This is a genomic window from Streptomyces sp. BE303, assembly GCF_036290945.1.
Lineage (GTDB): Bacteria > Actinomycetota > Actinomycetes > Streptomycetales > Streptomycetaceae > Kitasatospora.
Map to the genome: position 1 here is coordinate 89,759 of NZ_JAQYWZ010000891.1, position 23,588 is coordinate 113,346.

Here is a 23,588-nt window from a genome sequence, read left to right on the forward strand (position 1 = left end):
GGCCATTCTACGCAAGGCGGCCACGCACTCTTCGTGTGCGACGGGAACTGGGGCTAGGTTGACACCGACAGCGGGGGCGGCACGGCCCGGGCAGTCCGGTGCCACACCAGTGAGAGGTGTCCGACCATGCGCGTGAGTGTCGATCCGGACCGCTGCTGCAGCTCCGGCCAGTGCGTCATGACCGTGCCGGAGCTCTTCGAGCAGGACGACGCGGACGGGCTGGTGAGGCTTCGTCCGGTCGTCGTGGAGCTCTCCCGGTTCGCCGACGTCCGGCTCGCCGCCCAGCTCTGCCCGGGTGGCGCGATCACCGTCACCGAGGGCGCCGGCCCTGCCGGGGGCTCCGACGGCCGGACGAGCGGCGACGCGGCGTAGGCACCGGCCCCTCCCCGCCCCGCCCCTGAACCACCCCGTCGCGCCGCGCCCCGTTCGCCGCACCGTGCCGCGTACCCCGCCTCGCGCATCACTTCACGCATCACTTCGTCGACCTGTGCCCACGTCGTCATACGAGGAGACCTCACCTTGACGAGCACACCCACCGCCCCGGCCCCGCTGCTCCCGGCCCGCCACGACACCCGTTGCCCGTACAGCCCGCCGCCCGTGTACACCGAAGCGGCCGGCTCCGGCCCGGTCAGCCGGGCCGAACTGCCGGACGGCACCTCCTGCTGGCTGGTCACCGGCTACGAGGAGGTCCGCACGGTCCTCTCCGACCGGCGGTTCAGCGCCGACGCCCGCAGGCCCGAGTTCCCGTTCCTCACCGTCGGGCAGCGCGAGATCATCGCCACCAACCCGTCCTTCCTCCGTCTCGACGACCCCGAGCACGCCCGGCTCCGCCGGATGGTCACCGGCGACTTCCTGGTCAGGCGGGTGGAGGCGCTGCGGCCCGGCATCCAGCAGATCGTGGACCGGGCACTCGACCGGATGACCGCCGAGGGCGCGCCCGCCGACCTGGTCGCCCACTTCGCGCTGCCGGTGCCCTCCCTGGTGATCTGCCTGCTGCTCGGGGTCCCGTACGCGGACCGGGAGGCGTTCCAGGAGCGCAGCCGGCTGCTGCTCACCATCAACGCCGCGAAGGAGGAGGTCGCCCGGGCGCAGAACGAGCTCCTCGACTACCTCGGCGACCTCGCCACCCGCAAGCGGGACCGGCCCGGCGACGACATCCTCAGCCGGCTCGCGACCCGCGACGACCTCACCCCCCGGCAGGTCGCCACGACCGGGCTTCTGCTCCTGGTCGCGGGCCACGAGACCACGGCCAACATGATCGGGCTCTCCACCGCCCTGGTGCTGCGCCACCCGGAGCAGGCCGCCCGGCTGGCCGACCCGGCAACGCTCCCCGGAGCGGTGGAGGAGCTGCTGCGGCTGCTCACCATCGTGCACACCGGGGTGCCGCGGCTGGCGGTGGAGGACGTCGAACTGGGCGGCACGCCGGTCCGCGCCGGGGAGGGCGTGATCGCGATGCTGTCGACCGCGAACCGGGACGAGCGGCTGTTCGGCGGCGAGGACCGGCTGCCCACCGACGAGCTGGACCTCGGCCGGGACGCGCGACGGCACGTCGCCTTCGGTTTCGGGGTGCACCAGTGCCTGGGCCAGCCGCTGGCCAGGGCGGAGCTGCAGATCGCGCTGGCCACGCTGTTCCGGCGGCTGCCGGGGCTGCGGCTCGCGGTGCCGGAGAGCGAGCTGGACTTCCGCACCGAGGCGGTGATCTACGGGCTGAGGTCGCTGCCGGTCAGCTGGTGACCTCGGGGGCCGTCGGCCGGCGGGGGCGGGCGGCGGGGGCGGGCGGGGGCGGCCGGCGGGGGCGGGCGGGGTCCCGTGGAGCAGGGCTCGGGGGGGGCGGCCGGGTCGGGTGGTCAGTCACAGGAATGCTCTTCGAAAGGCCGGGCAGCCTTCCCCCCGAAGGTCGCCCGTGCGGCCTCCGTAGGGCCTCCGCACCGTCCTTCGCACGACCTCCCGCCGGCTTCCGGGCCGGTCCGGTTGGCCGTGGCGCGGGCGCGGAGGCAGGCTTGAGGGGCGAGAGAGAGCACGGCCGGTGTCCGTCCGGCACGGCGGCGTGTCGCGCCGGATCGGGGCGGCCCGGCCGGCCCGAGCAGAGGAGCCCGCGATGACCGACATGAGCGCACGCTCCGAGGTGGGCGCCGACCGGGACGAGGACGTCCGCGCGGCCGACCCGGAGGAGGGCATCACCTCGATGCAGAACCAGCACGCGCAGGACACCTCCCAGGCTGAGGGCGATTCCCTGGCGGAGCCGGGGGCGAGCGATTGACCGCTCCCGACGGGGGAGTGACGACGAGGCCGCCCGCTCCCACGGGCGGTCTCCGCGACCGACGGTGCCGCTCCGCGAGCGGTGGCGGACCGCGAGGGAGGATGGGCGCATGACCGAACAGCAGCAGGGCACAGCAGGGCGCGGTGCGGCCGGGCAGGGCTCGGCCGCACCGGAACCGGCCGGGACGCGCGGCGCCGGACCGGTGGATCCGCCGGTGGACCCCCGGGCCTCGTGGGCCACCTGGACCACCCAGTCGATCATCAGCGGACCGGGCGGAGTGACCACCGCGGAGGTCGGCCCGATCTCCGGCGACCTCACCGTGCACACCACGTGGGTGGACGGTGAGGCCCGCCTCACCGTGCAGTACACGGGGGCACTGGACTGGTACAGCGTGGCGGGAAGCCCGGTGCCGGCGTCCGACGAGGCCGCGGCGCGGGCCGTCCACCAGGCGATGGTCAACGGCGTCAAGTCCGGGCGGGGCGCCGGGGCGCCGTCACCCCCGGCGGGCTGACGGCACGGGCCGACGGCTCTCGGGGCTCCCTCGACTTCCCGGGCCCCGGGGGCTTCGGCCTTCCTTCGGCCACCGGGTCCGCGCACGGGTGCCGGGTCCGCGCACGGGTGCCGCGGCCGGGTTCGGACGGCGGTTCCGCGTCGGGCCCCTGCGTCCCGGCGGCGCCTGCCCGGCCCGATCCCGCCGCCCCCGGCACCCCGTGCCCGGCGCCGGGGGCGAGCGGTCAGCCGCGCGACTCGCCCCGGTGCACCGGGGCGGCGGCCGACCAGTAGCCCGGGTCCACCGGGAGGCGGCCCTTCAGGTCCTCGCGGACCTCGCGGGCCAGCTTGCGGGTGTCGCGGCGGTTCACCGTGGCCCCGATCCCCGCGCCCACCAGCAGCGGCGTCAGGGAGGGCAGCCGGCGCAGCGAGCTGCGAGTGAGCCGACGGCGGACCTGCTGGCGCACCTCGGAGCCGAGGGCCATCGCGGCCAGGCCGGCCGGCTTCACGAGCAGGGAGCCGTCGATGCCGCGGCGGTTGGCCCAGGCGGTGACGTACGCGGCGGCCCGCTGGGCGGTGCTGCCCTGGGCGGGGACGCCGTAGACCTCGTGGAGTTCGGCGATCAGCTTGATCTCGACGGCCGCCACGGCGAGCGTCTCGGCGGCGATCTCCAGCGGCATCGCCGGAGGCACCGGGAGCATCGCGGCGGCGCCGACCCCGGCGCCGAGGGCGCTGGAGGCCCGGCCGGCGCCGACGATCAGCAGCTCGGCGAGCTTGTCGGGGTCGGCGGCACCGGGGTGCTGGGCCCGCAGTGTCGCGAGGTTGCGGACGGGGATGCGCGGCGCCGTGTGGATCAGCTGTTCGGCGAGGGCCCGGCCGCCGTACGCGGCTCCCTTGGCCGCGGCCTGGCCGCGGGTGCCGAGCCGACGGGCGATGTCGGCGACCAGCCGGGCGCCCCGCCGGCGGCCGCGTTCGACCCCGGCGCCGTACTCGACGACCTGTCCCACGGGGCCGCCTGGGGCTTCCGGGACGGGGCGTTCCAGCTCCTCGACCAGTTCGGCGAGTTCGTCGGCGACACGGTCCGGGGTCGGCTCGGGCTCACTCCCGCGTCCCGGCTTCCTGAAGATTGCCATGTTCCGCGGGTACCCGGTGGTGCGGCGCGGTACGCACCACCGGTGTCCGGGTCCTGTGACGGTCCCGCCACGGCCGCGTGCCGCCCGCCGCCGCCCCGCCGCGTCACCCGGTGATCTCGACCCCGCGCCAGAACGCCACCCGGTCCCGGACGTGCTCCGCCTCCGGCTTCGGGTCGGTGTAGTACCAGGCTGCGTCGGGGTTGGTCAGCCCGTCGACGTCGAGGGTGTAGTAGGCCGCCGTGCCCTTCCACCCGCAGACGGTGGTGGTGTCGGACGGGCGCAGGTACTCGGCGCGCACCGAGTCGGCCGGAAAGTAGTGGTTGCCCTCGACGACGGTGGTGTCATCGCTCTCGGCGATGACCGTGCCCTGCCAGCTCGCTGTGGTCATACCGCGATTCTGCCCGACGCCGTGCGCGGGGCCCGGCGGTCGGGGCGGGTTCCGGGCAGTGGGCGGAGCCCGGGTGGCGGCGGGCTCAGGGCGGCGGGCTCAGGGCAGCGGTTCGGCGTGGACCGGGAAGTGCGGCGTCTGGTGGCCTCCGCTGGCGAGCATCCGCACCTCCCCCGCGTCGCTGATCTCGGCCCGGACGATGCCGCTGGCGTCCTCGTACACCGGGTGGCCGCCGGGGCCGGTCGCGCTGGTGCGGGCGACCACCACGACGTCCTGCGGGGCCTGGGTGCCGGGGGTGCCGGGGAAGGTGAGTGCGTAACGGCTGGCTGAACTCATCGCCGGCCTCCTGGTCCCTGCTCGTCCTGCTCGTCCTGCCGGTCACTCCGGGTCGTTCCGGGTCACCGCCGGTCTGCCGTTGGTCGTCGTCTCTCGTCACGGCCCCGGGCGCTGGTCGCCGCCGCCGAGCCGGTGCGGGCCCGTGGCCGGTGCTAGGCCGAGGCTCCGGCGGACCGTGCGACGGCGCCGCGGACCTCCAGTTCGTCGAGCAGCCGCCCGGTCGCCTCGGCCACGGCGTCCACGGCCCGGTCGAAAGCCTCCCGGTTGTGCGCGGCGGGGGCCCGGAAACCGGAGACCTTCCGCACGTACTGGAGGGCTGCCGCCCGGAAGTCCTCCTCGGAGGCGTCGGGCGTCACGGGTGGTCTCAGCGTCTTGATACTGCGGCACATGCTCCCAGTCTTGCGCGCGAGCGCCCGACTGGCGACCCCCGTACGTCACCGGTCCGCCATGACCGCCACACGGTGTGGTCATCAGACCGGATTAGGATTTCGGCCGAACAATCCTGACTCCTCCCGCTCGTCCCGGAGTATCCCCTTGCCTCTCGCGCTGGTCGCCCTGGCCGTGACCGCCTTCGCCATCGGAACCACCGAGTTCGCCGCCATGGGGCTGCTCCCCCAAGTGGCCGGCGACCTGGACGTCTCCATCCCGCAGGCGGGCTGGCTGATCTCCGCCTACGCCGTCGGCGTGGTGGTCGGCGCTCCGCTGCTCACCGCCCTCGCCGCCGGCCGGCCCCGGAAGACGGTGCTGGTCGCACTCGCCGGGTTCTTCGCCGCCGGAAACCTGCTCTGCGCGGTCGCCCCCGACTTCTGGTCCCTGGCCGCCGCCCGGCTGATCACCGGGCTGCCGCACGGCGCCTTCTTCGGCGCGGGCGCGGTCGCCGCGGCCGAACTCGTCGCCCCGCACCGGCGGGCCCGGGCCGTCGCCGTGATGTTCTCCGGCCTGACCGTGGCCAACATCGTCGGCGTACCGGCCGCCACCCTGCTCGGCCAGCACCTGGGCTGGCGGGCGACGATGCTGGTCGTGGTCGTGATCGGCGTGGCCGGGACGATCGCGATCGCGCGGCTGGTCCCGCACCTGCCCTCCCCCGCCCAGGCCGGCCTCCGGCACGAGCTGGGCGCGTTCCGCAGCGGCCAGCTCTGGCTGGCGCTGGCCACCGTGGTCTTCGGCTGCGGCGGGTTCTTCGCCTGCTACAGCTACATCACCCCGCTGCTCACCGAGGTCTCCGGGTACGCGACCGGGTCGGTGACCCTGGTGCTCGCCCTGTTCGGGGTGGGGATGACGATCGGCAACGTGCTCGGCGGATACGCGGCCGACCGTGCGCTGCGACCGACGGTCTGCGCCGCGTTCCTGCTGCTCGCCGCCGTACTGGCGCTGTTCGCGGTGACCGCACGCACCGAGTGGTCGGCGGCGGTGACGGTGGTGCTGGTCGGGCTGTTCGGCTTCGCGATCGTGCCGGCCGTACAGACCCTGGTCCTGCGCGAGGCCCGCGGCGCGCCGACGCTCGCCTCGGCGACCGTGCAGGGCGCGTTCAACCTCGCCAACGCCCAGGGCGCGTACTTCGGTGGGCTCGCCCTCGACGCCGGGCTCGGCTGGACCTCGCCGACGCTGGTCGGCTCCGGGCTGGCGGCCTCGGGGGCGGTGATCGCGGTCCTCGCCTGGGCCCTCGACCGCCGCCGGAAGGCACTGGCCGGGCCTGGCCCGTCGAGCGTTCCCGGCCCGGCTCCGGCCCCCGAGGCCGGCGTCCGCGCGGACGTCGGCGACCGGGTGGTGGGCGCCGGGGCCGGCGCGGGCTGCTGAGCGGTACCCGACCGGAGCCTCCCGGGCCGAGCCCGGCCCGGGCGGCTCCGCTACGCGGGCGCGCCGGGGGCGGGCGGGACGGGACGGAGGTCCCGGTGGCCCTCGGCCAGCAGCCGGTACCCCTCCGCGTTGACCTTGATGCCGGCGCGCTCGTCCTCGGTCAGCTCCCGCCGGACCTTGGCGGGGACGCCCGCGACCAGGGAGCCGGGCGGGACCTCCATGCCCTGGGTCACCACGGCACCGGCCGCCACCAGCGAGCCGGCGCCGATCCGGGCACCGTTCAGCACGGTGGCGTTCATCCCGACCAGGACGTCGTCCTCGATCACGCAGCCGTGCAGCACGGCGTTGTGCCCGACCGAGATCCGTTCGCCCATCACCAGCGGGAAGCCGAGGTCGGCATGGAGCGTGCAGTTGTCCTGAACGTTGCTGCCGGCGCCGACCGTGATCGCCTCGGCGTCGCCGCGCAGCACCGCGCCGTACCAGACGCTCGCCCCTGCACCGAGTGTCACGCTGCCGACCACGACCGCATTCGGCGCGACGAACGCGGTCGGGTCGACGGCGGGTGCCCGGCCCGCGACCTCGGCTATCAACGGCTCTGCCATGCTGCGTCCTCCCGGTGACGACCGCCCATCAGGTGCGGGCCATGATGGCATCCCCGGCCGCCGGACCGGCCGGGGGGCCCGGGCCTGCCGCCCCGGCGCCGGTCAGTTCCCGTCGGGCACCGGTCAGGTGCGCGGACCGTCCAGCACGCCCTCCACGGCCGGCACGACGGTGCGGGGCGCACCGGCGGCGGGGGCCGGCGGCGGGCCGCCGCAGACACCGGTGTTGATCAGGTTGTCGAACGCCGCGTTGGTGGCCGGGAGGTCCGAGACGTCGTACGCGTTGACCGAGGCCGCGAACTGCCGGCGGTTGTCGGCGTCGCCGAACACGAACGTGTTGTAGCCCGGGATGCCACCGGCGTGGCCCCAGACGTCGCCACAGGCGGTGGGCGTCCGCTGGAGACCGAGGCCGTACTGCGCCTCGCCGCTCTGCGGGGTGACCGCCTTCATCTCGGCCAGCAGGCGGGCGGGCAGCAGCCTGCCCCCGAGCAGGGCCTTGAGGAAGGTGGTGAGGTCGGCCGTGTTCGAGATTCCCGCGCCGGCCGCGTCCGCCATGCTCGGGTCCAGCTCGGTGACGTCGGCCGGGCCGGTGGGCAGCTTGTAGTAGCCGTGTGCGTGCGGACCGGGGACGGTCGTCGAGTGGATCGGCATCGAGGTGGCGGTCAGGCCGAGCCGCCGGACGATCCGGCGGTCCACCTCGTCGGCCCAGCTGCGACCGGTGACCCGCTCGATCAGCAGCCCGATCACGACGTAGTTGGTGTTGGAGTAGTGCCAGCCCTGCCCGGGCGCGAAGTAGGGCTGGTGGCCGTTGGCGATCGCGACGAGCTGCTCCGGCCGGTAGACCGTCCAGCGCCCGGTGTCGAGCCACCGCTGCATCGACTCGGCGCTCTCCTCGTGCGCGAAGGCGTCGTCCTCGGTGTAGTTGAAGAGGCCGCTGGTGTGGTCGAGCAGCTGGCGGACGGTGATGTCGCGTCCACCGGGGACGAGGCCGGGCAGGAAGCGCTCGACCCTGTCGTCCAGGCTCAGCCGGCCCTCGGCGACCAGTTGGAGAACCACCGTGGAGACGAACGTCTTGGTGACGCTGCCGATGCGGAACCGGCCGTCCGCGCCGGCCTTCCGTCCGGTGGCGAAGTCGGCGGTGCCCGCCGCGCCCTTCCACACCGACCGGCCGCGCTCGCTGACCCTCGCCAGCGTGGCCGAGGCCCCGCCCTGCTCCACCATCCTGCGTACCGCGTCGTCCAGCGCCTTCACGTCGACGCCCTTCCCGGCTCCCGCCACGACCACTCCGTCCGGCCCGGGCGCGCCGTGGGCACCGGCCGCCGGGGCGACCACGCCCACCAGGCCGGCGCCGGCCAGCGCGACCGCGAGCACGCGGACCGCCGCGCCGCGCCGGCGCCCGGGCCTCGTCACCCCCGCCCGGTCCGCGGTCTCGCCGCCGACCCCGCCGTCCACCGTTCCCCTGTACGTCCCGGCCATGATGCCTCCCGAATCAGCGCCGACGGGTGTCCACAACACCCTTGCCTTCCATGGCAGCTGACACTCTGCCAGCCGTACACGAAGGAGGCGTCAGCCCCTGGTCCGGACCTTCTCCGCCCCTGGTCCCATCCTTTGCCGCGTGTCGCTCACCCTCAGGTCGGCGGCGCCCCCGACGGGCCTCGGGGTGCGCCTCCGACCAGGGGTGGAGACGCCGGGACGGAGACTCAGGGGCGGCGGCCGGCACCGGGAGGTCGGTGCCGGCACCGGCCTCGGGATCAGGCGACCGGGGCCTTCACCCGCAGCACCTCGACGAACGCCCGGAGCCACGCCGGGTGGTCGGGCCACGCCCGCGCCGAGACCACCACCCCGTCGACCACCGCTTCGCCGTCCACGTAGCTCGCGCCGGCCGCCCGCACGTCCGGCTCCAGAGCCGGGTAGGCGGCGCTGGTGCGCCCGGCCAGGACCCCGGCGGCGGCCGGAACCAGCGGGCCGTGGCAGATCTGCGCGACCGGCTTCTCGCTCTCGAAGAAGTGCCGGACGATCCGCTGCACGTCCGGATCGTTGCGCAGGTACTCGGGAGCACGGCCACCGGGGATCACCAGCGCCACGTAGTCGGCCGGGTCGACGTCGGCGAACGCGACGTCGGCGGGCCAGGTGTAGCCGGGCTTCTCGGTGTAGGTGTCGAAGCCGTCGACGAAGTCGTGCACGACGAATTGGAGCCGTTTCTTGGCAGGGGCCGCGATGTCGACCTGGTAGCCCTCCTCGCGCAGCCGCTGGTAGGGGTAGAACACCTCCAGTGACTCCGCGGCGTCCCCGGTGACGAGCAGGATCTTCGATGCCATCGCGACATCCCTCCGAATCGATCGATCGTCAGTTCTGTTACAGGCCCCGCCTGATGGGATCCCGGCGCGGGCCGCACCCAGCGTTCCGCGCCGTACGGCGCCCGCGCAACAGGGCGCACGGGCATCCGACGGCGCATGTACGCCCCCGTGCGCCGGACATGGGCGGTGCACGCCCCCTGAACGGCCTGCGCCTAGACTCCCTGCTGCCCGCACCCCTGCCCACGGAGGGAATCCGCCCCGATGTCGGACCGCACCACCTACCTCGTCCTGCCCGGCTACCAGAGCTCCGGCCCGGACCACTGGCAGAGCCGCTGGGAGGCGGGCGACCCGGCGTTCGTCCGGGTCGAGCAGGCGGACTGGGACCACCCGGACCCGGTGGACTGGGTGGCCCGGGTGGACGCGGCGATCGTTACGGCGGCGGCGCACGGGCCGGTGGTGCTCGTGGCGCACAGCCTGGGCTGCGCGACGGTGGCCCGCTGGGTGGCCGGGGCGCCGGCCGCGCGGACCGCTCTCGTCCGGGGCGCCCTGCTCGTCGCCCCCGCCGACATCGACCACGCCGACGTCCCCGAGCTCCTGGGCTTCCGTCCGGTCGCCCTGCCGCGGTTCCCGTTCCCGGCCGTCGTGGTCTCCAGCACCGACGACCCGTGGGTCACGCCGGACCGTGCCCGCCACTTCGCCGGTTCCTGGGGCGCCCGCTACGTCGAGCCGGGCGCGTACGGGCACCTCAACTCCGACTCGGGGCTCGGCGACTGGCCGGAGGGCCGCCAGCTGCTCGCCGGGCTCTGACACGACGACGGCGCAGCGGCGGCGGACTCGGCGGCGGCGGACCCGGCGGTCGCGGACTCGGCGGTCGCGGACTCGGCAGCCGGTGACGACGGGGGCCGCCGGCGGGGCGGACCGGCCGGCATCCCAGACTTCGGGGATGGGAAGTGGATCAGCCCTCCGGACAGAATCGGGGCAGACCGACTACCCGAAGGGTGTGCACCGATGAACCGTCTCTCCCGCTCGTTCGCCGTCCTCGCGCTCAGCGCCACCGCCCTGCTCACCGGGACGGCGGCCGCCCAGGCCGCCGCCCCGCCCGGCGCCACGACCGGGGACCTCTCGGTCGACCCCAAGCCGGTCGAGCAGGTCGCCGCCGCCTACAGGTGCGACGTCGAGTACACCGTGGCCTACTACAGCTACCGCCAGCAGGGCTACCCCGAGCTGGAGTCCCTGCTGCACGCGGAGAAGACCTACGCCCTCTGCGCCGCGGTGGGCTGACCGGCGCCCGGCTCGCCCGGGCCGGGGCCGGCCGCGGTGCGTGACCGCGGCCGGCCCCCTCCCGTTCCCCGGGGCGGGGTTGCCCGGGCGTGACGGGAGCGGTTGGCGGGGCGGTCCCGTTCTCCGGGCGGGCGGTGGGTGTCGGAACTTCTCCCGCAGTTCGCCCGGAGGCCACCCGGCCGGGCGCGACGGCTCCTAGTCTGCGGGCGACGACCCCGACGCCACGCCACCAGGGCGACCAAGGAGAACCCATGACGAACCGTCCGCTCGACGGCAGCAGCCCGGCGGAGCCCGCCGAGGGCACCGGATCCTCCCGCCGCCGCTTCCTGCGCGCCACCGGCGCGGCCGGGATCGGCGCGGCGGCGTTCGCCACCGCCGGTGCCGGGGAGGCCTTCGCGGCCCCCGGCGGGGACCGGCCGGACGCCGAGCAGCCCGCCGCCGACGAGCGCGCCGCCGCCGCGGGCCGTCCGTCCGGCACCCGCCCGCCGGTCCGCACCGGTACCGGCCTGGACCGGCTGCCGCACCCGCTGATCGTCGGACACCGCGGTGCCCCCGGCTACCGCCCGGAGCACACCCTGGGCTCGTACGACCTCGCCCTCCAGCTCGGCGCGGACGTCATCGAGCCGGACCTCGTCCCGACCAAGGACGGCCACCTGGTGGTCCGGCACGAGAACAACATCACCGAGACCACGGACGTCGCCGACCACCCGGAGTTCGCGGGCCGGAAGACCTCGAAGACCATCGACGGCGCGGCGCAGACCGGGTGGTTCACCGAGGACTTCACGCTCGCCGAGCTCCGCACCCTGCGGGCCAAGGAGCGGCTGCCGCAGCAGCGTCAGCGGAACACGGTCTACGACGGCCGCTGGGCGATCCCCACCTTCCGCGAGGTGGCCGACTTCGCCCGCAAGCGCGGTCGCGAGCTGGGCCGGGACGTCTGGGTCTACCCGGAGACCAAGCACCCCAGCTACTTCCGGTCGATCGGCCTGCCCCTGGAGGAGCGGCTCGCGGACGAGCTGCGCCGCACCGGGCTGGCCGGGCGCAACGGGCGGGCGATCCTGCAGTCCTTCGAGCCGAGCAGTCTCCAGCGGCTCGCCAAGCTGGTCGACAACCCGCGGATCCAGCTGCTCGGCGGCGCGGCCAGCCGGCCGTACGACTTCGAGCTGGCCGGGGACCGGCGCACGGTGGCCGACCTCGTGACCCCGGCCGGGCTGCGCTGGATCGCCGGCTTCGCCCACGGCATCGGCCCGACCACGCAGCTGATCGCACCGGTCGACGCCACAGGCAAGCTCCTTCCGCCGACCACGCTCGTCCGGGACGCACACGCGGCCGGCCTGCTGCTGCACCCCTACACGGTGCGCAACGAGAACGGCTTCCTGCCGCTCGACTACCGCAAGGGCACCGACCCGAACGCGTACGGCGACGCGATCGGCTGGGCCCGGTACCTGTACGAGCTGGGCGTGGACGGGTTCTTCACCGACCAGACCGACACCAGCGTGCTGGCCCGCCAGGACTTCTGGGCCGCCAAGGGCGTGCACTGACACCCGGCGCTCCCGGCTGAACGACCGTGCCCCGGACCGTCTCGGACGGTCCGGGGCACGGTCGTCGGCGCGTCGCCGGACCCGGCCGGGGTCAGCCGTCGGCGGACCCGTCGTCGGACTGTGTCTGCGCCTGCTCGTCCGGCTTGGTCTGCGGCTGGACGGGCTGGACGGGCTTGGCCGGCTGCGAGGTGCGCGGCCGTCCGGGGGCGGTGTTGCGCCCGCCGGGCCAGGTCGGCGCGGTGTCCGTCGCGGAACCGCCCGGCCACGGGGAGCCACCGGAACCGGTGGGGCTCCCGGACGGGTCGCGCTTCGGCGGCGGGTCCGGGATGTGGACGGTCGCGAACTCCTTCTCGGGCATGCCCTTGACGGCGTCGCTCATGCCCATCTGCCAGATCGGTCCCGGGCCGGTGGCGCCGAAGACCTCCTCGTAGTACCGGCCGCCGATCCTGATGTTCTTCATCGGCACGCCCTTGGCCGGGCCGCCCAGCCAGACCGAGGCGGCCAGGTTGCCGGTGTAGCCGCTGAACCAGGCCGACTTCTTCTCGTCGCTGGTACCGGTCTTGCCGGCGATCTGCCGGTCGTCGTCGAGGCCGAGGTCGCGCCCGGTGCCGCCCTTCTCGGTGACGCCGAGCAGCACGGTGTTGATGACGTCGGCGGTGTTCTCGGAGAGCACCCGGTCGCACTTGGGCGGGCTGACCGGGATCTCCTTGCCGTCCACCGTGCTGATCCTGCTGATCGCGAGCGGCGCGCAGTAGGTGCCGCGGGCGGCGAAGGTGGCGTAGACGTTGGCCATCGCCAGCGGGCTCACCTCCTGGGTGCCCAGGCCGAGGGCCGGCAGCTCCTCCAGCGGCTTGCCGCTCGCCTTGCCCGCCACGCCGAGCTTGTTGGCCATCTGCTTGACCGCGCAGAGGCCGATCTCCTGCTCCATCTGCACGAAGTAGGTGTTGACCGAGAGCGCCATCGCCTCCTTGAGCTGGTACGGGCCGACCTCGCCCGCGGACTCGTTGGGGATGGTGCCGTTCTTCTTGTCGTTCTTCGCCAGGTTCTTCCAGGTGCCGTCGCAGGTGCTCATCGTCGGCCATTCCATCCGGTTCGGCGACGGGTAGGACTGCGTGGCCGGCAGGCCGGCCTCCAGGGCGGCGGCGGCCACGATCGGCTTGAAGTTGGAGCCCGGCTGGAAGCCGTTGCCACCGCCCATCGCCGCGTCGACGTTGTAGTTGACGACGGTCTGGTTCTTGTTCGGGTCGAGCCCGTACGGGCGGGTCTGGGCCATTGCCAGGATCCGGCCGCTGCCCGGCTCCACCATGGTCATCGCCGCGGAGACCGGGTCGGTCACGTTGACCCGCTTGGTCACCGCGTTCTGCGCGGCCGCCTGCTTGACCGGGTCGAGGGTGGTGTGGACGGCCAGGCCGCCCTGGTCCCACAGCTTCTTGCGTTCGGCGGCGGTCTTGCCGAAGACCGGGTCCTGCTTGACCACCCGACGGACGTACTCGCAGAAGAAGCCCATCCCCGACTGCGCCGTGATGCAGCCGTTCTGCGGCTCCTTGTAGCGCAGGCCGAGCGGCGCGGCCTTGGCCTCGCGGGCCTGCTCCGGGGTGAGGTGCTTGTTCTCCACCATCTTGTCGATGACGGTGTCGCGGCGCTTCTGCGCGGCCACCGGGTGGAGCTTCGGGTCGTACTGGGAGGGGTTCTGCACCAGCCCCGCCAGGGTCGCCGCCTCGGGGACGGTGAGGTCCTTCGCGTCCTTGCTGAAGTACCGCTGGGAGGCGGCCTGGATACCGTACGCCTGGCGGCCGTAGAAGGTGATGTTCAGGTAGTTGGTGAGGATCTGCTCCTTCGTCAGCTCCTCCTCCAGCTTGATGGCGTACTTGAGTTCCTGGATCTTGCGGCCCAGGGTCTTGCGCTGGGCCGCCAGCACGGCCGCCTGGTCGTCACCGGCCTTCTCGACGTTCACGTTCTTCACGTACTGCTGGGTCAGCGTCGAGGCACCCTGGACGGTGGCGCCGCTCTCGGCGTTCTTGGAGATGGCCCGCAGGACACCCTTGAGGTCGACCGCGCCGTGCTCGTAGAAGCGGGCGTCCTCGATGTCCACCTGGGCCTGGCGTATCAGCGGGGACATCTGGTCGGCGGCGAGCACCGTGCGGTCCCGCTCGAAGACCTTGGCTATCAGGCCGCCCGTCGAGTCGTATATCCAGCTCGCCTGGGTGAGCGGCGGGGTCCTGAAGTCGTCCGGGATGTTGTCGAATCCGTCGACGCTGTTCTTCACCCCGAGGCCGAGGGCGCCGGCCGCCGGCAGGGCGATGCCCGCCAGCAGGACGCCGGCCAGGGTGCTGTAACCGAGGAACTTCACCCCGTGGCCGAGCAGGCCCAACGGGGTCTCGCGGCGCCGGGGACGTGGCACCCAGGTGTCGAAGGGCTCCGGGGAGGCGTTGCGGCGGCTTCTCCGTGACATAGTCGGAACACTACGTCCACGAAAACCGCGCGAGGGGCCGGTGTTGGCCAACCTTGGTCACAAATCGGCGACAGATCGGCCTGGTTGGCGACGGCAGGTGAGCGGGTCGACGAACGATCCGCCGGACGGGGCGCCCGTTCGCACACGTGCCGACGGTTGGATCAAGGCGGCGGCAGCCGGTCGGCCGGCCGACGGCGCACGGACAGACCGAAGGGGCGGACGGGCGGCGGCCCTGCGGAGCAGGCAGGCCCGGGTACCCGGGCCGGCCCGGCGCGGCCCGCGCGAGTGGACCGGACGGGCGCCCGGCGGGCGCCGTCAGTCGCTCTTCTTCTTCCGCCGAAGGCCCAGGACCGCCCCCACCACGGCCGCCAGGAAGAGCACGCCGAGGGCCTGGTCGAAAGGACCGTCCGAGGAGCCCCCGGGGGCCGACGCGTCCGGCGACGCACCACCGGGCGGGGCGGCGGCACCCGGCGTCGGGGTGGCGGTCGGACGGGGCAGCGGCTTCACGGTGTCCGGAAGCTGACCGTCGTCCAGCGGCGCGCGCCAGACCGGGCTGCCCTTGCCCTCGCTGCCGTAGAGCAGGGCCCGGCCGTCCGCGCTGAAGGTGACCGACTCGCCTTGCTGCTGGAACGGGGTCGTGAGCGCGCCGAGGGGGGCCGGCGCGCCGTCCTTCCAGCGGTAGAGGGCGGCCGAGAAGTAGCCGCGCAGGACGAGCCTGGTGCCGTCCGGGGAGAAGGCGCCGTCGGTGATCCACGAGACCTCGCCGATCCGGCGGAAGGTGTTGACACCGGTCGGGGAGAGCTTCTCGGGCCCCTGGTAGAGGCCGCCGCCGCCCTGCCGCTTGCTGGCGATGTAGGCGCGGCCGGTGACGGGGTGGACCATCAGCGCCTCGGCGTCGCGCGGCCCGTCCTCGTAGCGGACCTTGTAGCGCGTCACCTCCACCGTCTGGTCGCGGAGTTCGGCGGGTTCGGCGAAGGCGTAGATCCAGACCTCGGGCCACTTGCCGCCGAGGTTGTCCCCGATGTCGCCGAGGTAGAGCCGACCGTCCGGACCGAGCGAGACCGCCTCGACGTCGCGCGGTTCGACGCCGCGCAGGGTGACGGTCGCGACGGTGCGGCCCCCGGAGTCGACCGCGTAGACGTACGGGCCGTCGTCGCTGTCGTTGTGGGTCCAGTAGACGCCGGGGTGGACCTGGCTGGCGGCGAGCCCGCTGGACTCGGTGATTCGCGGGTCGGTGAGGGTGAACGCCTCGCCGGGGCCGTCGGCGGCGCGGGCGGGCGGTGCGCCGACCGCGAGGACGGCGCAGGCGCCGGTGCAGACGGCGAGCAGCGCGGTGGAGAGCCGCACGGCCGCCCCGGGGCCGGCGGGGTGCGTCGTCGCCGGCCTCTTCGTTCGCATCCTCAGCACCAGCCGATCCTCCCACGGCTCCCGCGACCGGGCCGGACTTCCCTTCTCGTCACCTTGACGAGATCCAGTGGCGCCCCATATCGTCGGCGTGACGACAAGGGGAACGCACTCATGGCCGACATCACCAGGCGCTTCGGACTGCGCCACCTGCGCGCCGTCCCGACCGCCCACATCCGCCACTTCCGGCGCGGCCGCCTCACGCACGACGGCACCGGGCTCGCCTTCTGGTTCCGCCCGCTCACCGCCGCCCTCTCCGAAGTCCCGGTCGACGACCGCGAACTCGCCATGCTCTTCCACGCCCGCACCGCCGACTTCCAGGACCTCACCGTCCAGGCCACCCTCACCTACCGGATCACCGACCCGGCCACCGCCGCCACCCGCGTCGACTTCGGCATCGACCCCGACACCGGCGCCTGGCGGGCCGCCCCGCTCGACCAGCTCGCCACCCTGCTCACCGAGACCGCGCAGCAGCACGCCCTCGGCCTGCTCGCCCGCACCCCGCTCGCCGCGGCGCTGGCCGACGGCGTCGCGACCGTCCGCGACCGGATGTCCACCGGTCTCACCGCCGAACCGCGGCTCGCCGAGACCGGGCTCGCCGTCATCGCCGTCCGCGTCGTCGCCCTGCGCCCCGAACCCGAGGTGGAACGCGCGCTGCGCACCCCCGCCCGCGAACTGGTCCAGCAGGAGGCCGACCGGGCCACGTTCGAACGACGGGCCGTCGCGGTCGAGCACGAGCGCGGCATCGCCGAGAACGAACTCGCCAACCGGATCGAACTCGCCCGGCGGGAGGAACAGCTGATCACCCAGCAGGCCGCCAACACCCGGCTCAAGGCCGAGGACGACGCCGCCGCCGACCGGATCCGCACCGACGCCGAGGCCGAGCGCCGCAGCAGGCTCGCGGTCGCCGAGGCCGAGGCCGCCCGGGCGCTCGGCGACGCCCGGGCCTCCAGCGAGGCGGCCTGGCTGGCCGCCCACCAGCAGGCCGACCCGGCCGTGCTGCGGGCTCTCGCCCTCATGCGGCTGGCCGAGCACCTGCCGCGCATCGACAACCTCACGCTCACCCCGGACCTGGTCACCGGCCTGCTCGCCAAGCTCGGCGCCATGGGCGGTCCGGCGGGTGAGGGTCCGGCGGGCGGCGGTACGGCGGGCGGCGGGGGCGCGCGGTGACGCTCGCGCCCCGGGCGGTCCTGGTCCACCGCCGCACCGAGTACGAGGAACTGGTCGCCCACCACGGGACGCCCGGCCAGGCCTCGTACTTCCTGCACAGCCGGGGCCGTTCGATCGAGGACGTCGAGCGGCGCCACCGGCGGCAGGCCGAGGCCCTGGCCCGGGCCGCCGGCGCCGTCCCGCTCGACTGGCGCCGCACCCGGGTCGAACGGGCCGATCTGCCCCGGTTCCTCTTCGAGCCGGAGGACGTGGTGGTCGTGGTCGGCCAGGACGGCCTCGTCGCGAACGTCGCCAAGTACCTCGCCGGGCAACCCGTGATCGGGGTGGACGCCGACCCCGGCCGCAACCCCGGCGTCCTGGTCCGGCACCGCGCGGACGCGCTGCCGCTGCTCCTGCCGGCCGCCGCCGGCCCCGGGGTCTCGCGGCGCGTCGAGGAGCGCACGATGGTCGAGGCGGTGGCCGACGACACCCAGCGGCTGCTCGCGCTCAACGAGGTCTACGTCGGGCAGCCCGGCCACCAGACGGCCCGCTACCGCCTGGCTGTCGAGGGCCTCCCGGGGGACGCTCCGGACGGCCCCGACGCCGGCGAGGCCCAGGCGTCCTCGGGCGTCCTGGTCGGCACCGGCACGGGCGGCACCGGCTGGTGCCGCTCCGCCTGGCTGGAGCGCGGGGCCCCGCTCGCCCTGCCCGGGCCGGACGCCGCCGCACTCGCCTGGTTCGTGCGCGAGGCCTGGCCCTCCCCCGCCACCGGCACCGGCCGGGTGCACGGGCTGCTCGACGCAGGCCACCGGCTGGTCCTGACCGTCGAGTCGGACCGGCTGGTCGCGTTCGGCGACGGCATCGAGAGCGACGCCCTGGAACTCGCCTGGGGCCAGACCGTGCGGGTCGGCGTCGCCGCCGCCCGGCTGCGGCTGCTGGTCTGAGGCCCGGGCGGGGCCGTACGCCCCGGGTCGCGGCCCCGCGACCCGGGACACGGCTCAGGCCGGGCCTGCGGCCTCGGTGTGGCGGACGACCGCGACCGGGCAGTGGGCGTGCTGGATGACCGCCTGGCTGGTGGAACCGAGCAGCAGACCGGCGAAGCCGCCCCGGCCGCGGGCGCCGACCACCATCAGCTGGGCGTCGCGGCTCGCCTCGATCAGGGCCGGGCGGGTGTGCTGCTCCACCAGACGGATCCGGACGTCGACGTCCGGGTACTTCTCGCGCCAGCCGACCACCGCGTCGGCCGGGACCGGCTCCGCCCGGTCGGCCGGACCCGTGTGGGGGTGCCAGGCGTGCAGAGCGGTCAGCGGGGCCCTCCGTGCGGTGGCCTCCGCGAAGGCGAAGCCCACCGCCTCCGCGCCCACGCCCGAGCCGTCCACCGCGACCAGCACGTCGCCCTCCGGATCCGGCCGGCCGCGGACGATCAGTACCGGGCAGGCCGCGTGCGCCGCCAGGTGCACCGCCACCGAGCCGATCACCAGGGCGCTGAACCGGCCGAGCCCGCGGCTGCCGACCACGACCAGGCTCGCGCGGCGTGACCGGCCGGCCAGCACCCCCAGCGGCTCCCCGGTGGCGAGTTCGGCCTCGACCTCCAGGGCGGGATCCAGGGCCCGGGCCCGGCGTCGCGCGTCCGCGAGGACGCCCTCCGCCTGGTGGCGCAGCCCGCCCTCGGCCGGGCCGTTCGGGGAGGGGCCGAGCGACACGTGCATCAGCGGCCAGATGAACGCGTGCACGATCTTCAGTCCGCAGCCGCGCAGCCGGGCCTCGCGGACCCCCACGTCCACGGCGGCCAGGCTCGCCTCCGAGCCGTCCACACCCACCAGTACCGGGTCGCTCATCCGTTGCCTCCGCGCTGTCGGGTCCACCTGTTGCCGCCTGCCGTCCGCCGTCGCCCACCCGCGCCCGCCGCCGTCCACCGGACGCCGCCGGGCGCAGCCGGGACGTCTACGGGGTGTCGGCGTCCGCGCCCCGCTCCTGCTCGCGCACCCGCTCGTAGGGCACCACGGCGACCGGGCACGGGGCGTGGTGCAGGACGGCGTGGGCCACCGCGCCCACGTGGACGCCCACCGGCGATCGGCGCACCCTGCGCCCCACCACCAGCAGCTCCGCGTCCGCCGCGCGCTCGGCCAGCACCCGGGCCGGCCGCGCGTTCACGGTCTCCTCCACCACTGTCACCTGCGGGTACTTCTCGCGCCACGGCAGGATCAGGGCGGCCAGTTCGCGCCGCGCCTGCGCCGACATCTCGCCGGTCACGTCGACACCGGCCGCGATGCCCGCGTACTGGTAGGACGGCGGAAGCGTCCACGCGTACACGGCGCGCACCGGCAGCCGCAGCCGCGCGGCCGACTCGAAGGCGTGGGCGAGCACCTCGTCGGCGCCGTCGTACGGGTCGACACCGGCGACGACCTCCGCCCCGGCGGGCGCGTCCGGGTCCTCGCCGCGGCGGACCAGCACCACCGGGCAGGCCGCCCGGCCGAGCACCCGGTGGCTCACCGAGCCCACCAGGAACCCCGCCACCGTGCCCAGCCCGCGCGAACCGAGCACCAGCAGCCCGGCCTCACCTGCCTCCCCGACCAGGGCGCGCACCGAGTCGCCCGGCACGTGCACGGCGGTGACCGCCGCTTCCGGGCACCGGTCCCGCGCCCTCAGCTCGGCCTCGCGCAGCACCACGTCCGCCTGCCGCCGCTCCAGGTCGGCCGTGCCCAGGACCGCCAGCGGCGTGACCGGGCTCGGCCAGGCGTGCACCAGCCGCAACGGCGCGCCGCGGCGGGACGCCTCGTCGGCCGCCCAGTCCAGGGCCGCCAGGCTTTCCGGCGAACCATCGACACCGACCACGACGGGAGCGGACATGGGGGACCTCCGGCATTCGTTCGGAGCGGCCGGGCGGGGTACCTCCCCGGCCGCACCCACCACCCTTCCCGCCGCGGCCCCGTGCACCCAGGGCCCAAGGTCCCCCGCCCGGAGGACCGTCCGGCCCCTGGGACCTGCGGCGGCCCCGAGGCCCCGCGGCGGCGCGGCCTGCGCCGGGCCGCTACGGCAGCGTGAGGATCCGGGGACCGGCCTCGGTGACCGCCACGGTGTGCTCGACGTGCGCGGCCCGGCTGCCGTCGACCGTGCGGATCGTCCACCCGTCCGCGTCGGTGGCGTGCTCGTCCTTGCCGCCTGCGGTGAGCATCGGCTCGATCGCCAGCACCAGCCCCGGCTTCAACGGGAAACCCCGGCCCGGACGGCCCTCGTTCGGGACGTCCGGTTCCTCGTGCATCCGCCGGCCGATGCCGTGGCCACCGAACCCCTCGGGCAGACCGTAGCCCGCCTCGCGCGCCACGCTGCCGATCGCGTGCGCGACGTCGCCGATCCGGTTGCCGACCACGGCCGCCGCGATCCCGGCCTCCAGCGCCCGGCGGGTGGCGGCGATCAGCTCGGAGTCCTCGGGACGCGCCGTGCCGATGGTGAAGCTGACGGCCGCGTCACCGGCCCAGCCGTCCAGCACGGCCCCGCAGTCGATGCTGACGAGGTCACCGTCGCGCAGCCGGTAGCCGTCCGGGATCCCGTGCACCACCACGTCGTTGACGGAGGCGCAGATCACCGCCGGGAACGGTACCGGCGCGAAGCTCGGCCGGTACCCGAGGAAGGGCGAACTCGCGCCCGCGGCCCGCAGCACCTCGCGCGCCACCCGGTCCAGCTCCAGCAGGCTCACCCCGACCGCGGCGGCCCGCTCCACCTCCGCCAGCGCCGTGGCGACCACCCGACCGGCCTCCCGCATCGACGCCAGCGACGCCTCCGACTTGAACTCCACCATGCGATACCTCACTCCTGAGGAGCCAACGCCTCCGCGGGGTCGGCCTCCAATTCTTATACCGGTATTTCTATCACGGTCGGAGGGCGTGCGGGACCTGCGGCCGGGCACGGGGCCGCACCCGGCCGGGCCACGGGGCGTCCGGGCCACGGAAGGCGCACCCCGGGATGTGGGTCCGGCCGGAGTCACCGAGCCTGGGTTCATGGGATCGATCGTTGTCCTCTTCGAGACGGAGCCCGACCGGGCACTCGGCCCGGACGGAGTCGAGCCCGCGGTGCTGGCGGTGCACGCCGCGGGCGCCGACCCGGACGTCCCCGAGGATCCGCAGCCCCGCACCCTCTGCGGCCTGGACACCGGCCCGATGGAGCACTCGCACTACCGGCCCGCCCGGCCGGGCGAGCCCTGGTACCCGCCGGGGCTGACCGACCGGCGCTGCGCCGAGTGCGAGCGGGCCCTGAGGACACGGTGACCGGGCACGCCGACCGCGGGGCGGCGGCGGGGCGGGTGGCTCTCCGCCGTCGGCGACGAACCTGACGGGAGCCGATGACCGGGGGCGCTGCCTCCCGCCACGGCGCTGGCCTACCATCGGGGCATGGTGAGGACTCCGCTGACCCCTTGGGAGCGCGAGCGCGGCGAGCGCTTCGGTGCGCTGCTTCGCGAGGCGCGTGGCGCGCGCAGCATGGTGGAGGTGGCGGCGGCGGCCGGCATCTCGGCCGAGACGCTCCGCAAGATCGAGACGGGACGCGCGCCGACACCCGCCTTCTTCACCGTCACCGCCCTGGCCTACGCCCTCGGCCTCTCGCTCGACGACCTCGCCGCCGCGTGCGGCGCCCCGGCCGACGACGAGGCGCTCTCGGCGTAGCCGCCGCGCGGCGAGCAAGACGGACGGGTCGCGCAGGTCTGACGGGCCATGCGGGTCGCGCAGGTCGTGCAGGTCGGACGGGCCATGCAGGTCGTGCAGGTCGTGCGGGTCGCGCACGGGCCGAACGGCCGGGTGGGGGGCCGGCCGTTCGGGGCTGCGGTGGCTCCGGCGCGCCTCAGGCGGTGATGCCGCCGTCGAGGACGAGGTCGGCGCCGACGGTGTAGGCCGACTCGGGCGAGGCCAGGTGCAGGACGGCCGCGGCGACCTCCTCGACGGCACCGGCGCGACCCACGGGAACGTCGCCCTTCATCCGGTCCGCCTTGTCGGCGGCGGTCTCGCCCGGGCGGGAGGACATGCCGGTGTCGACCGGGCCGGGGCTGACCAGGTTGATCCGCACGCCTTCGGCGATGTGGTCGCGGGCGGCGCTGCGGGTGAGCGCGGCGACGGCGGCCTTCGAGACGGCGTAGGCGCCCAGGCCCTCCAGACGCATGTGGACGCCCAGGTTGGAGGCGATGTTGACGATGGCTCCGCCGCCGTTGGCCCGCAGGTGGGCGATCTGGTGCTTCATCGCGAGCCAGGTGCCGGTGAGGTTGGTGTCGATCAGCCGCTGCCAGTCGTCCTCGGCGACGTCGGCGACCGGGCCGAGGCCGCCGAGTATGCCGGCGTTGTTGACCGCGATGTCCAGCCCGCCGAGCTGTTCGACGGCCTCCCGGACCAGTCGGGCGGCGTCCTGGCCGTCGGCCACGGAGCCGACCAGGGCCACCGCGGTGCCGCCCTCGCCCTCGATCAGGGCGACCGTCTCGGCGAGCGCGCTCGCGGTCCGGCCGGCGACGGCCACCCGGGCCCCTTCACGGGCGAAGGCGAGGGCGACGGCGCGGCCGATGCCGCTGCCACCGCCGGTGACGAGGACGGAGGTACCGGTGAAGCGCGTGGTGGTGCGGGTCATGCGGGGACTCCTCGATCGAGGTCTAAATTGACCGTTCGGTTCAATATCGGGACAGCAGTTCAGGAAGCAGTTCAGGCAGTGGTGCGGGCAGTGGTGCGGAGCGACGGACGGAAAGGCGGACCGGAGCAACGGGGTCCGGGCGGGAACGGGCGCGGCGCGGGCCGGCCCGGGTCAGTCCAGCAGCGCCAGCGCCTGCTCGGAGGCGTCCCGCAGGCGCGCCGAGCCGTCACCGGCCTTGCCGATCACCCGCATGCCCTGGAACAGCACCAGCAGCAGCCGGGCCAGCGCCCGCGGGTCGCGCCCCTCGGGCAACTCCCCCTGGACCCGGGCCCGCACCAGGGCCGCGGTCAGCAGCGTCTCCAGGTGACCGAGGCTGGCCTCCACCCGACGGGCCGCGCCCTGGTCGTGCGGGGCCAGCTCGACCGCCGTGTTGGTGACGAAGCAGCCGCGCCGCGGACCGCCCTCACCGTCCGCGGCGGACTCCCCCGCGAAGCGGCGGACCAGCGCGCGGACGGCCGGCAGCACCGGCCCGGGCTGGGACAGCTCGGAGAGCAGCAACGGGTTCTGCTGCTCCCCGTACCGCTCCAGCGCGCGCAGGTAGAGCTCGCGCTTGCTGCCGAACGTGGCGTAGATGCTGGCGCGGGCGATCCCGAGGTGGTCGACCAGGTCGGCCATCGAGGTGGCCTCGTAGCCACGCCGCCAGAAGAGCTCCAGAGCGGACTGGAGCGCCACGTCGGGATCGAATTCCTTGGTTCGCGCCATGCCCGAACCGTAGCCTTTTCCAGATCGATCGGTCAAGAAAGATTGAAGGAGGTCGAACCGGGCGGACGAGGAGCCGGGACGCACCGGGGCGGCGCCTGC

At 74.8% G+C, this 23,588-nt stretch carries 26 protein-coding genes; 12 read left to right on the forward strand and 14 right to left on the reverse strand.

The features are described 5' to 3' along the window. Positions 1 to 126 precede the first annotated feature (126 nt). From PUR56_RS34025 to PUR56_RS34040, 4 genes are all read left to right on the forward strand, one after another. Complete coding sequence (locus PUR56_RS34025) at positions 127 to 372, forward strand: ferredoxin (protein ID WP_329951776.1); 246 nt, start codon at positions 127 to 129, stop codon at positions 370 to 372. 147 nt (positions 373 to 519) lie between these two features. After that, positions 520 to 1,734 (forward strand): cytochrome P450, encoded by a 1,215-nt coding sequence (locus PUR56_RS34030; protein WP_329951777.1) that lies wholly within the window; start codon positions 520 to 522, stop codon positions 1,732 to 1,734. A 364-nt stretch (positions 1,735 to 2,098) separates the two neighbouring features. Then, positions 2,099 to 2,260: a hypothetical protein gene (locus PUR56_RS34035; RefSeq protein WP_329879254.1), complete on the forward strand. Its 162-nt coding sequence runs from the start codon at positions 2,099 to 2,101 to the stop codon at positions 2,258 to 2,260. A 109-nt stretch (positions 2,261 to 2,369) separates the two neighbouring features. After that, complete coding sequence (locus PUR56_RS34040) at positions 2,370 to 2,771, forward strand: hypothetical protein (protein ID WP_329951778.1); 402 nt, start codon at positions 2,370 to 2,372, stop codon at positions 2,769 to 2,771. A gap of 223 nt (positions 2,772 to 2,994) precedes the next feature. On the opposite strand, the gene PUR56_RS34045 is transcribed toward PUR56_RS34040, so the two are convergent. The 4 genes from PUR56_RS34045 to PUR56_RS34060 form a co-directional block, all read right to left on the reverse strand. Then, positions 2,995 to 3,882 (reverse strand): hypothetical protein, encoded by an 888-nt coding sequence (locus PUR56_RS34045; RefSeq protein WP_329951779.1) that lies wholly within the window; start codon positions 3,880 to 3,882, stop codon positions 2,995 to 2,997. A gap of 103 nt (positions 3,883 to 3,985) precedes the next feature. Further along, positions 3,986 to 4,270: a DUF427 domain-containing protein gene (locus tag PUR56_RS34050; RefSeq protein WP_329879257.1), complete on the reverse strand. Its 285-nt coding sequence runs from the start codon at positions 4,268 to 4,270 to the stop codon at positions 3,986 to 3,988. A 99-nt stretch (positions 4,271 to 4,369) separates the two neighbouring features. After that, a complete protein-coding gene (locus tag PUR56_RS34055; protein ID WP_329879258.1) occupies positions 4,370 to 4,606 on the reverse strand; it encodes a DUF6296 family protein in 237 nt (78 codons plus the stop codon). 152 nt (positions 4,607 to 4,758) lie between these two features. Next, positions 4,759 to 4,995, reverse strand: coding sequence for a DUF2277 domain-containing protein (locus PUR56_RS34060; RefSeq protein WP_329879259.1), 237 nt, complete (start codon positions 4,993 to 4,995; stop codon positions 4,759 to 4,761). Between the two features lie 145 nt (positions 4,996 to 5,140). Between PUR56_RS34060 and PUR56_RS34065 the strand changes: the two genes are divergently transcribed. Continuing rightward, positions 5,141 to 6,403, forward strand: coding sequence for an MFS transporter (locus tag PUR56_RS34065; RefSeq protein ID WP_329879260.1), 1,263 nt, complete (start codon positions 5,141 to 5,143; stop codon positions 6,401 to 6,403). A 50-nt stretch (positions 6,404 to 6,453) separates the two neighbouring features. Here the strand turns inward: PUR56_RS34065 and PUR56_RS34070 are convergent, their stop codons facing one another. From PUR56_RS34070 to PUR56_RS34080, 3 genes are all read right to left on the reverse strand, one after another. Then, positions 6,454 to 7,005 (reverse strand): gamma carbonic anhydrase family protein, encoded by a 552-nt coding sequence (locus tag PUR56_RS34070; protein WP_329951780.1) that lies wholly within the window; start codon positions 7,003 to 7,005, stop codon positions 6,454 to 6,456. A gap of 123 nt (positions 7,006 to 7,128) precedes the next feature. Further along, the gene (locus tag PUR56_RS34075; protein ID WP_329951781.1) at positions 7,129 to 8,478 is read right to left on the reverse strand and encodes a serine hydrolase domain-containing protein; all 1,350 of its coding nucleotides are present in this window, start codon (positions 8,476 to 8,478) and stop codon (positions 7,129 to 7,131) included. A 275-nt stretch (positions 8,479 to 8,753) separates the two neighbouring features. Continuing rightward, entirely contained in the window at positions 8,754 to 9,320 is a 567-nt protein-coding gene (locus PUR56_RS34080; protein WP_329879263.1) for a DJ-1/PfpI family protein, read from the reverse strand. Positions 9,321 to 9,560: 240 nt separating this feature from the next. Here PUR56_RS34080 and PUR56_RS34085 point away from each other — a divergent pair, with 240 nt between their 5' ends. From PUR56_RS34085 to PUR56_RS34095, 3 genes are all read left to right on the forward strand, one after another. Further along, on the forward strand, positions 9,561 to 10,106 hold the full coding sequence (locus tag PUR56_RS34085; protein ID WP_329951782.1) for an RBBP9/YdeN family alpha/beta hydrolase: 546 nt from the start codon (positions 9,561 to 9,563) through the stop codon (positions 10,104 to 10,106). 201 nt (positions 10,107 to 10,307) lie between these two features. Then, a complete protein-coding gene (locus PUR56_RS34090; protein WP_329951783.1) occupies positions 10,308 to 10,580 on the forward strand; it encodes a hypothetical protein in 273 nt (90 codons plus the stop codon). A gap of 251 nt (positions 10,581 to 10,831) precedes the next feature. After that, positions 10,832 to 12,118, forward strand: a complete 1,287-nt coding sequence (locus tag PUR56_RS34095) for a glycerophosphodiester phosphodiesterase (RefSeq protein ID WP_329951784.1) — start codon at positions 10,832 to 10,834, stop codon at positions 12,116 to 12,118. Between the two features lie 91 nt (positions 12,119 to 12,209). Here PUR56_RS34095 and PUR56_RS34100 read toward each other — a convergent pair whose 3' ends face one another. Further along, complete coding sequence (locus PUR56_RS34100; protein ID WP_329951785.1) at positions 12,210 to 14,570, reverse strand: transglycosylase domain-containing protein; 2,361 nt, start codon at positions 14,568 to 14,570, stop codon at positions 12,210 to 12,212. 315 nt (positions 14,571 to 14,885) lie between these two features. Next, positions 14,886 to 15,968 carry a hypothetical protein gene (locus PUR56_RS34105; protein ID WP_329951786.1) on the reverse strand — a complete coding sequence of 361 codons (1,083 nt, stop codon included), beginning with the start codon at positions 15,966 to 15,968 and terminating at the stop codon, positions 14,886 to 14,888. Positions 15,969 to 16,088: 120 nt separating this feature from the next. Between PUR56_RS34105 and PUR56_RS34110 the strand changes: the two genes are divergently transcribed. Beyond that, positions 16,089 to 17,144 (forward strand): SPFH domain-containing protein, encoded by a 1,056-nt coding sequence (locus tag PUR56_RS34110; RefSeq protein ID WP_329951787.1) that lies wholly within the window; start codon positions 16,089 to 16,091, stop codon positions 17,142 to 17,144. Then, positions 17,141 to 18,067 (forward strand): hypothetical protein, encoded by a 927-nt coding sequence (locus PUR56_RS34115; RefSeq protein ID WP_329951788.1) that lies wholly within the window; start codon positions 17,141 to 17,143, stop codon positions 18,065 to 18,067. The genes PUR56_RS34110 and PUR56_RS34115 overlap by 4 nt, the downstream gene beginning before the upstream one ends. Positions 18,068 to 18,121: 54 nt before the next feature. On the opposite strand, the gene PUR56_RS34120 is transcribed toward PUR56_RS34115, so the two are convergent. The 3 genes from PUR56_RS34120 to map all read right to left on the reverse strand — a co-directional run bounded on the left by PUR56_RS34120 (position 18,122) and on the right by map (position 20,922). Then, a complete protein-coding gene (locus tag PUR56_RS34120) occupies positions 18,122 to 18,961 on the reverse strand; it encodes a universal stress protein (RefSeq protein WP_329951789.1) in 840 nt (279 codons plus the stop codon). Positions 18,962 to 19,067: 106 nt separating this feature from the next. Further along, entirely contained in the window at positions 19,068 to 19,973 is a 906-nt protein-coding gene (locus PUR56_RS34125) for a universal stress protein (protein ID WP_329951790.1), read from the reverse strand. Positions 19,974 to 20,154: 181 nt separating this feature from the next. Next, a complete protein-coding gene (gene map, locus PUR56_RS34130) occupies positions 20,155 to 20,922 on the reverse strand; it encodes a type I methionyl aminopeptidase (protein WP_329951791.1) in 768 nt (255 codons plus the stop codon). Between the two features lie 199 nt (positions 20,923 to 21,121). Between map and PUR56_RS34135 the strand changes: the two genes are divergently transcribed. Together PUR56_RS34135 and PUR56_RS34140 are read left to right on the forward strand one after the other, a co-directional pair. After that, the gene (locus PUR56_RS34135) at positions 21,122 to 21,388 is read left to right on the forward strand and encodes a hypothetical protein (RefSeq protein ID WP_329879274.1); all 267 of its coding nucleotides are present in this window, start codon (positions 21,122 to 21,124) and stop codon (positions 21,386 to 21,388) included. 123 nt (positions 21,389 to 21,511) lie between these two features. Continuing rightward, positions 21,512 to 21,781 carry a helix-turn-helix domain-containing protein gene (locus tag PUR56_RS34140; RefSeq protein WP_329879275.1) on the forward strand — a complete coding sequence of 90 codons (270 nt, stop codon included), beginning with the start codon at positions 21,512 to 21,514 and terminating at the stop codon, positions 21,779 to 21,781. A gap of 175 nt (positions 21,782 to 21,956) precedes the next feature. On the opposite strand, the gene PUR56_RS34145 is transcribed toward PUR56_RS34140, so the two are convergent. Further along, positions 21,957 to 22,727 carry an SDR family NAD(P)-dependent oxidoreductase gene (locus PUR56_RS34145; protein WP_329951792.1) on the reverse strand — a complete coding sequence of 257 codons (771 nt, stop codon included), beginning with the start codon at positions 22,725 to 22,727 and terminating at the stop codon, positions 21,957 to 21,959. A 171-nt stretch (positions 22,728 to 22,898) separates the two neighbouring features. Then, positions 22,899 to 23,489, reverse strand: a complete 591-nt coding sequence (locus tag PUR56_RS34150; protein WP_329879277.1) for a TetR/AcrR family transcriptional regulator — start codon at positions 23,487 to 23,489, stop codon at positions 22,899 to 22,901. Between the last annotated feature and the right edge of the window lie 99 nt (positions 23,490 to 23,588).

Coding starts and splice junctions, on each gene's coding strand:
- PUR56_RS34120 (WP_329951789.1), bottom strand. CDS start 18,961: ATGAGCGACCCGGTACTGGTGGGTGTGGACGGCTCGGAGGCGAGCCTG.
- PUR56_RS34125 (WP_329951790.1), bottom strand. CDS start 19,973: ATGTCCGCTCCCGTCGTGGTCGGTGTCGATGGTTCGCCGGAAAGCCTG.
- PUR56_RS34025 (WP_329951776.1), top strand. CDS start 127: ATGCGCGTGAGTGTCGATCCGGACCGCTGCTGCAGCTCCGGCCAGTGC.
- PUR56_RS34090 (WP_329951783.1), top strand. CDS start 10,308: ATGAACCGTCTCTCCCGCTCGTTCGCCGTCCTCGCGCTCAGCGCCACC.
- PUR56_RS34055 (WP_329879258.1), bottom strand. CDS start 4,606: ATGAGTTCAGCCAGCCGTTACGCACTCACCTTCCCCGGCACCCCCGGC.
- PUR56_RS34080 (WP_329879263.1), bottom strand. CDS start 9,320: ATGGCATCGAAGATCCTGCTCGTCACCGGGGACGCCGCGGAGTCACTG.
- PUR56_RS34050 (WP_329879257.1), bottom strand. CDS start 4,270: ATGACCACAGCGAGCTGGCAGGGCACGGTCATCGCCGAGAGCGATGAC.
- PUR56_RS34040 (WP_329951778.1), top strand. CDS start 2,370: ATGACCGAACAGCAGCAGGGCACAGCAGGGCGCGGTGCGGCCGGGCAG.
- PUR56_RS34150 (WP_329879277.1), bottom strand. CDS start 23,489: ATGGCGCGAACCAAGGAATTCGATCCCGACGTGGCGCTCCAGTCCGCT.
- PUR56_RS34075 (WP_329951781.1), bottom strand. CDS start 8,478: ATGGCCGGGACGTACAGGGGAACGGTGGACGGCGGGGTCGGCGGCGAG.
- PUR56_RS34100 (WP_329951785.1), bottom strand. CDS start 14,570: ATGTCACGGAGAAGCCGCCGCAACGCCTCCCCGGAGCCCTTCGACACC.
- PUR56_RS34070 (WP_329951780.1), bottom strand. CDS start 7,005: ATGGCAGAGCCGTTGATAGCCGAGGTCGCGGGCCGGGCACCCGCCGTC.
- PUR56_RS34035 (WP_329879254.1), top strand. CDS start 2,099: ATGACCGACATGAGCGCACGCTCCGAGGTGGGCGCCGACCGGGACGAG.
- PUR56_RS34045 (WP_329951779.1), bottom strand. CDS start 3,882: ATGGCAATCTTCAGGAAGCCGGGACGCGGGAGTGAGCCCGAGCCGACC.
- PUR56_RS34095 (WP_329951784.1), top strand. CDS start 10,832: ATGACGAACCGTCCGCTCGACGGCAGCAGCCCGGCGGAGCCCGCCGAG.
- map (WP_329951791.1), bottom strand. CDS start 20,922: ATGGTGGAGTTCAAGTCGGAGGCGTCGCTGGCGTCGATGCGGGAGGCC.
- PUR56_RS34135 (WP_329879274.1), top strand. CDS start 21,122: ATGGGATCGATCGTTGTCCTCTTCGAGACGGAGCCCGACCGGGCACTC.
- PUR56_RS34105 (WP_329951786.1), bottom strand. CDS start 15,968: ATGCGAACGAAGAGGCCGGCGACGACGCACCCCGCCGGCCCCGGGGCG.
- PUR56_RS34140 (WP_329879275.1), top strand. CDS start 21,512: ATGGTGAGGACTCCGCTGACCCCTTGGGAGCGCGAGCGCGGCGAGCGC.
- PUR56_RS34145 (WP_329951792.1), bottom strand. CDS start 22,727: ATGACCCGCACCACCACGCGCTTCACCGGTACCTCCGTCCTCGTCACC.
- PUR56_RS34085 (WP_329951782.1), top strand. CDS start 9,561: ATGTCGGACCGCACCACCTACCTCGTCCTGCCCGGCTACCAGAGCTCC.
- PUR56_RS34110 (WP_329951787.1), top strand. CDS start 16,089: ATGGCCGACATCACCAGGCGCTTCGGACTGCGCCACCTGCGCGCCGTC.
- PUR56_RS34060 (WP_329879259.1), bottom strand. CDS start 4,995: ATGTGCCGCAGTATCAAGACGCTGAGACCACCCGTGACGCCCGACGCC.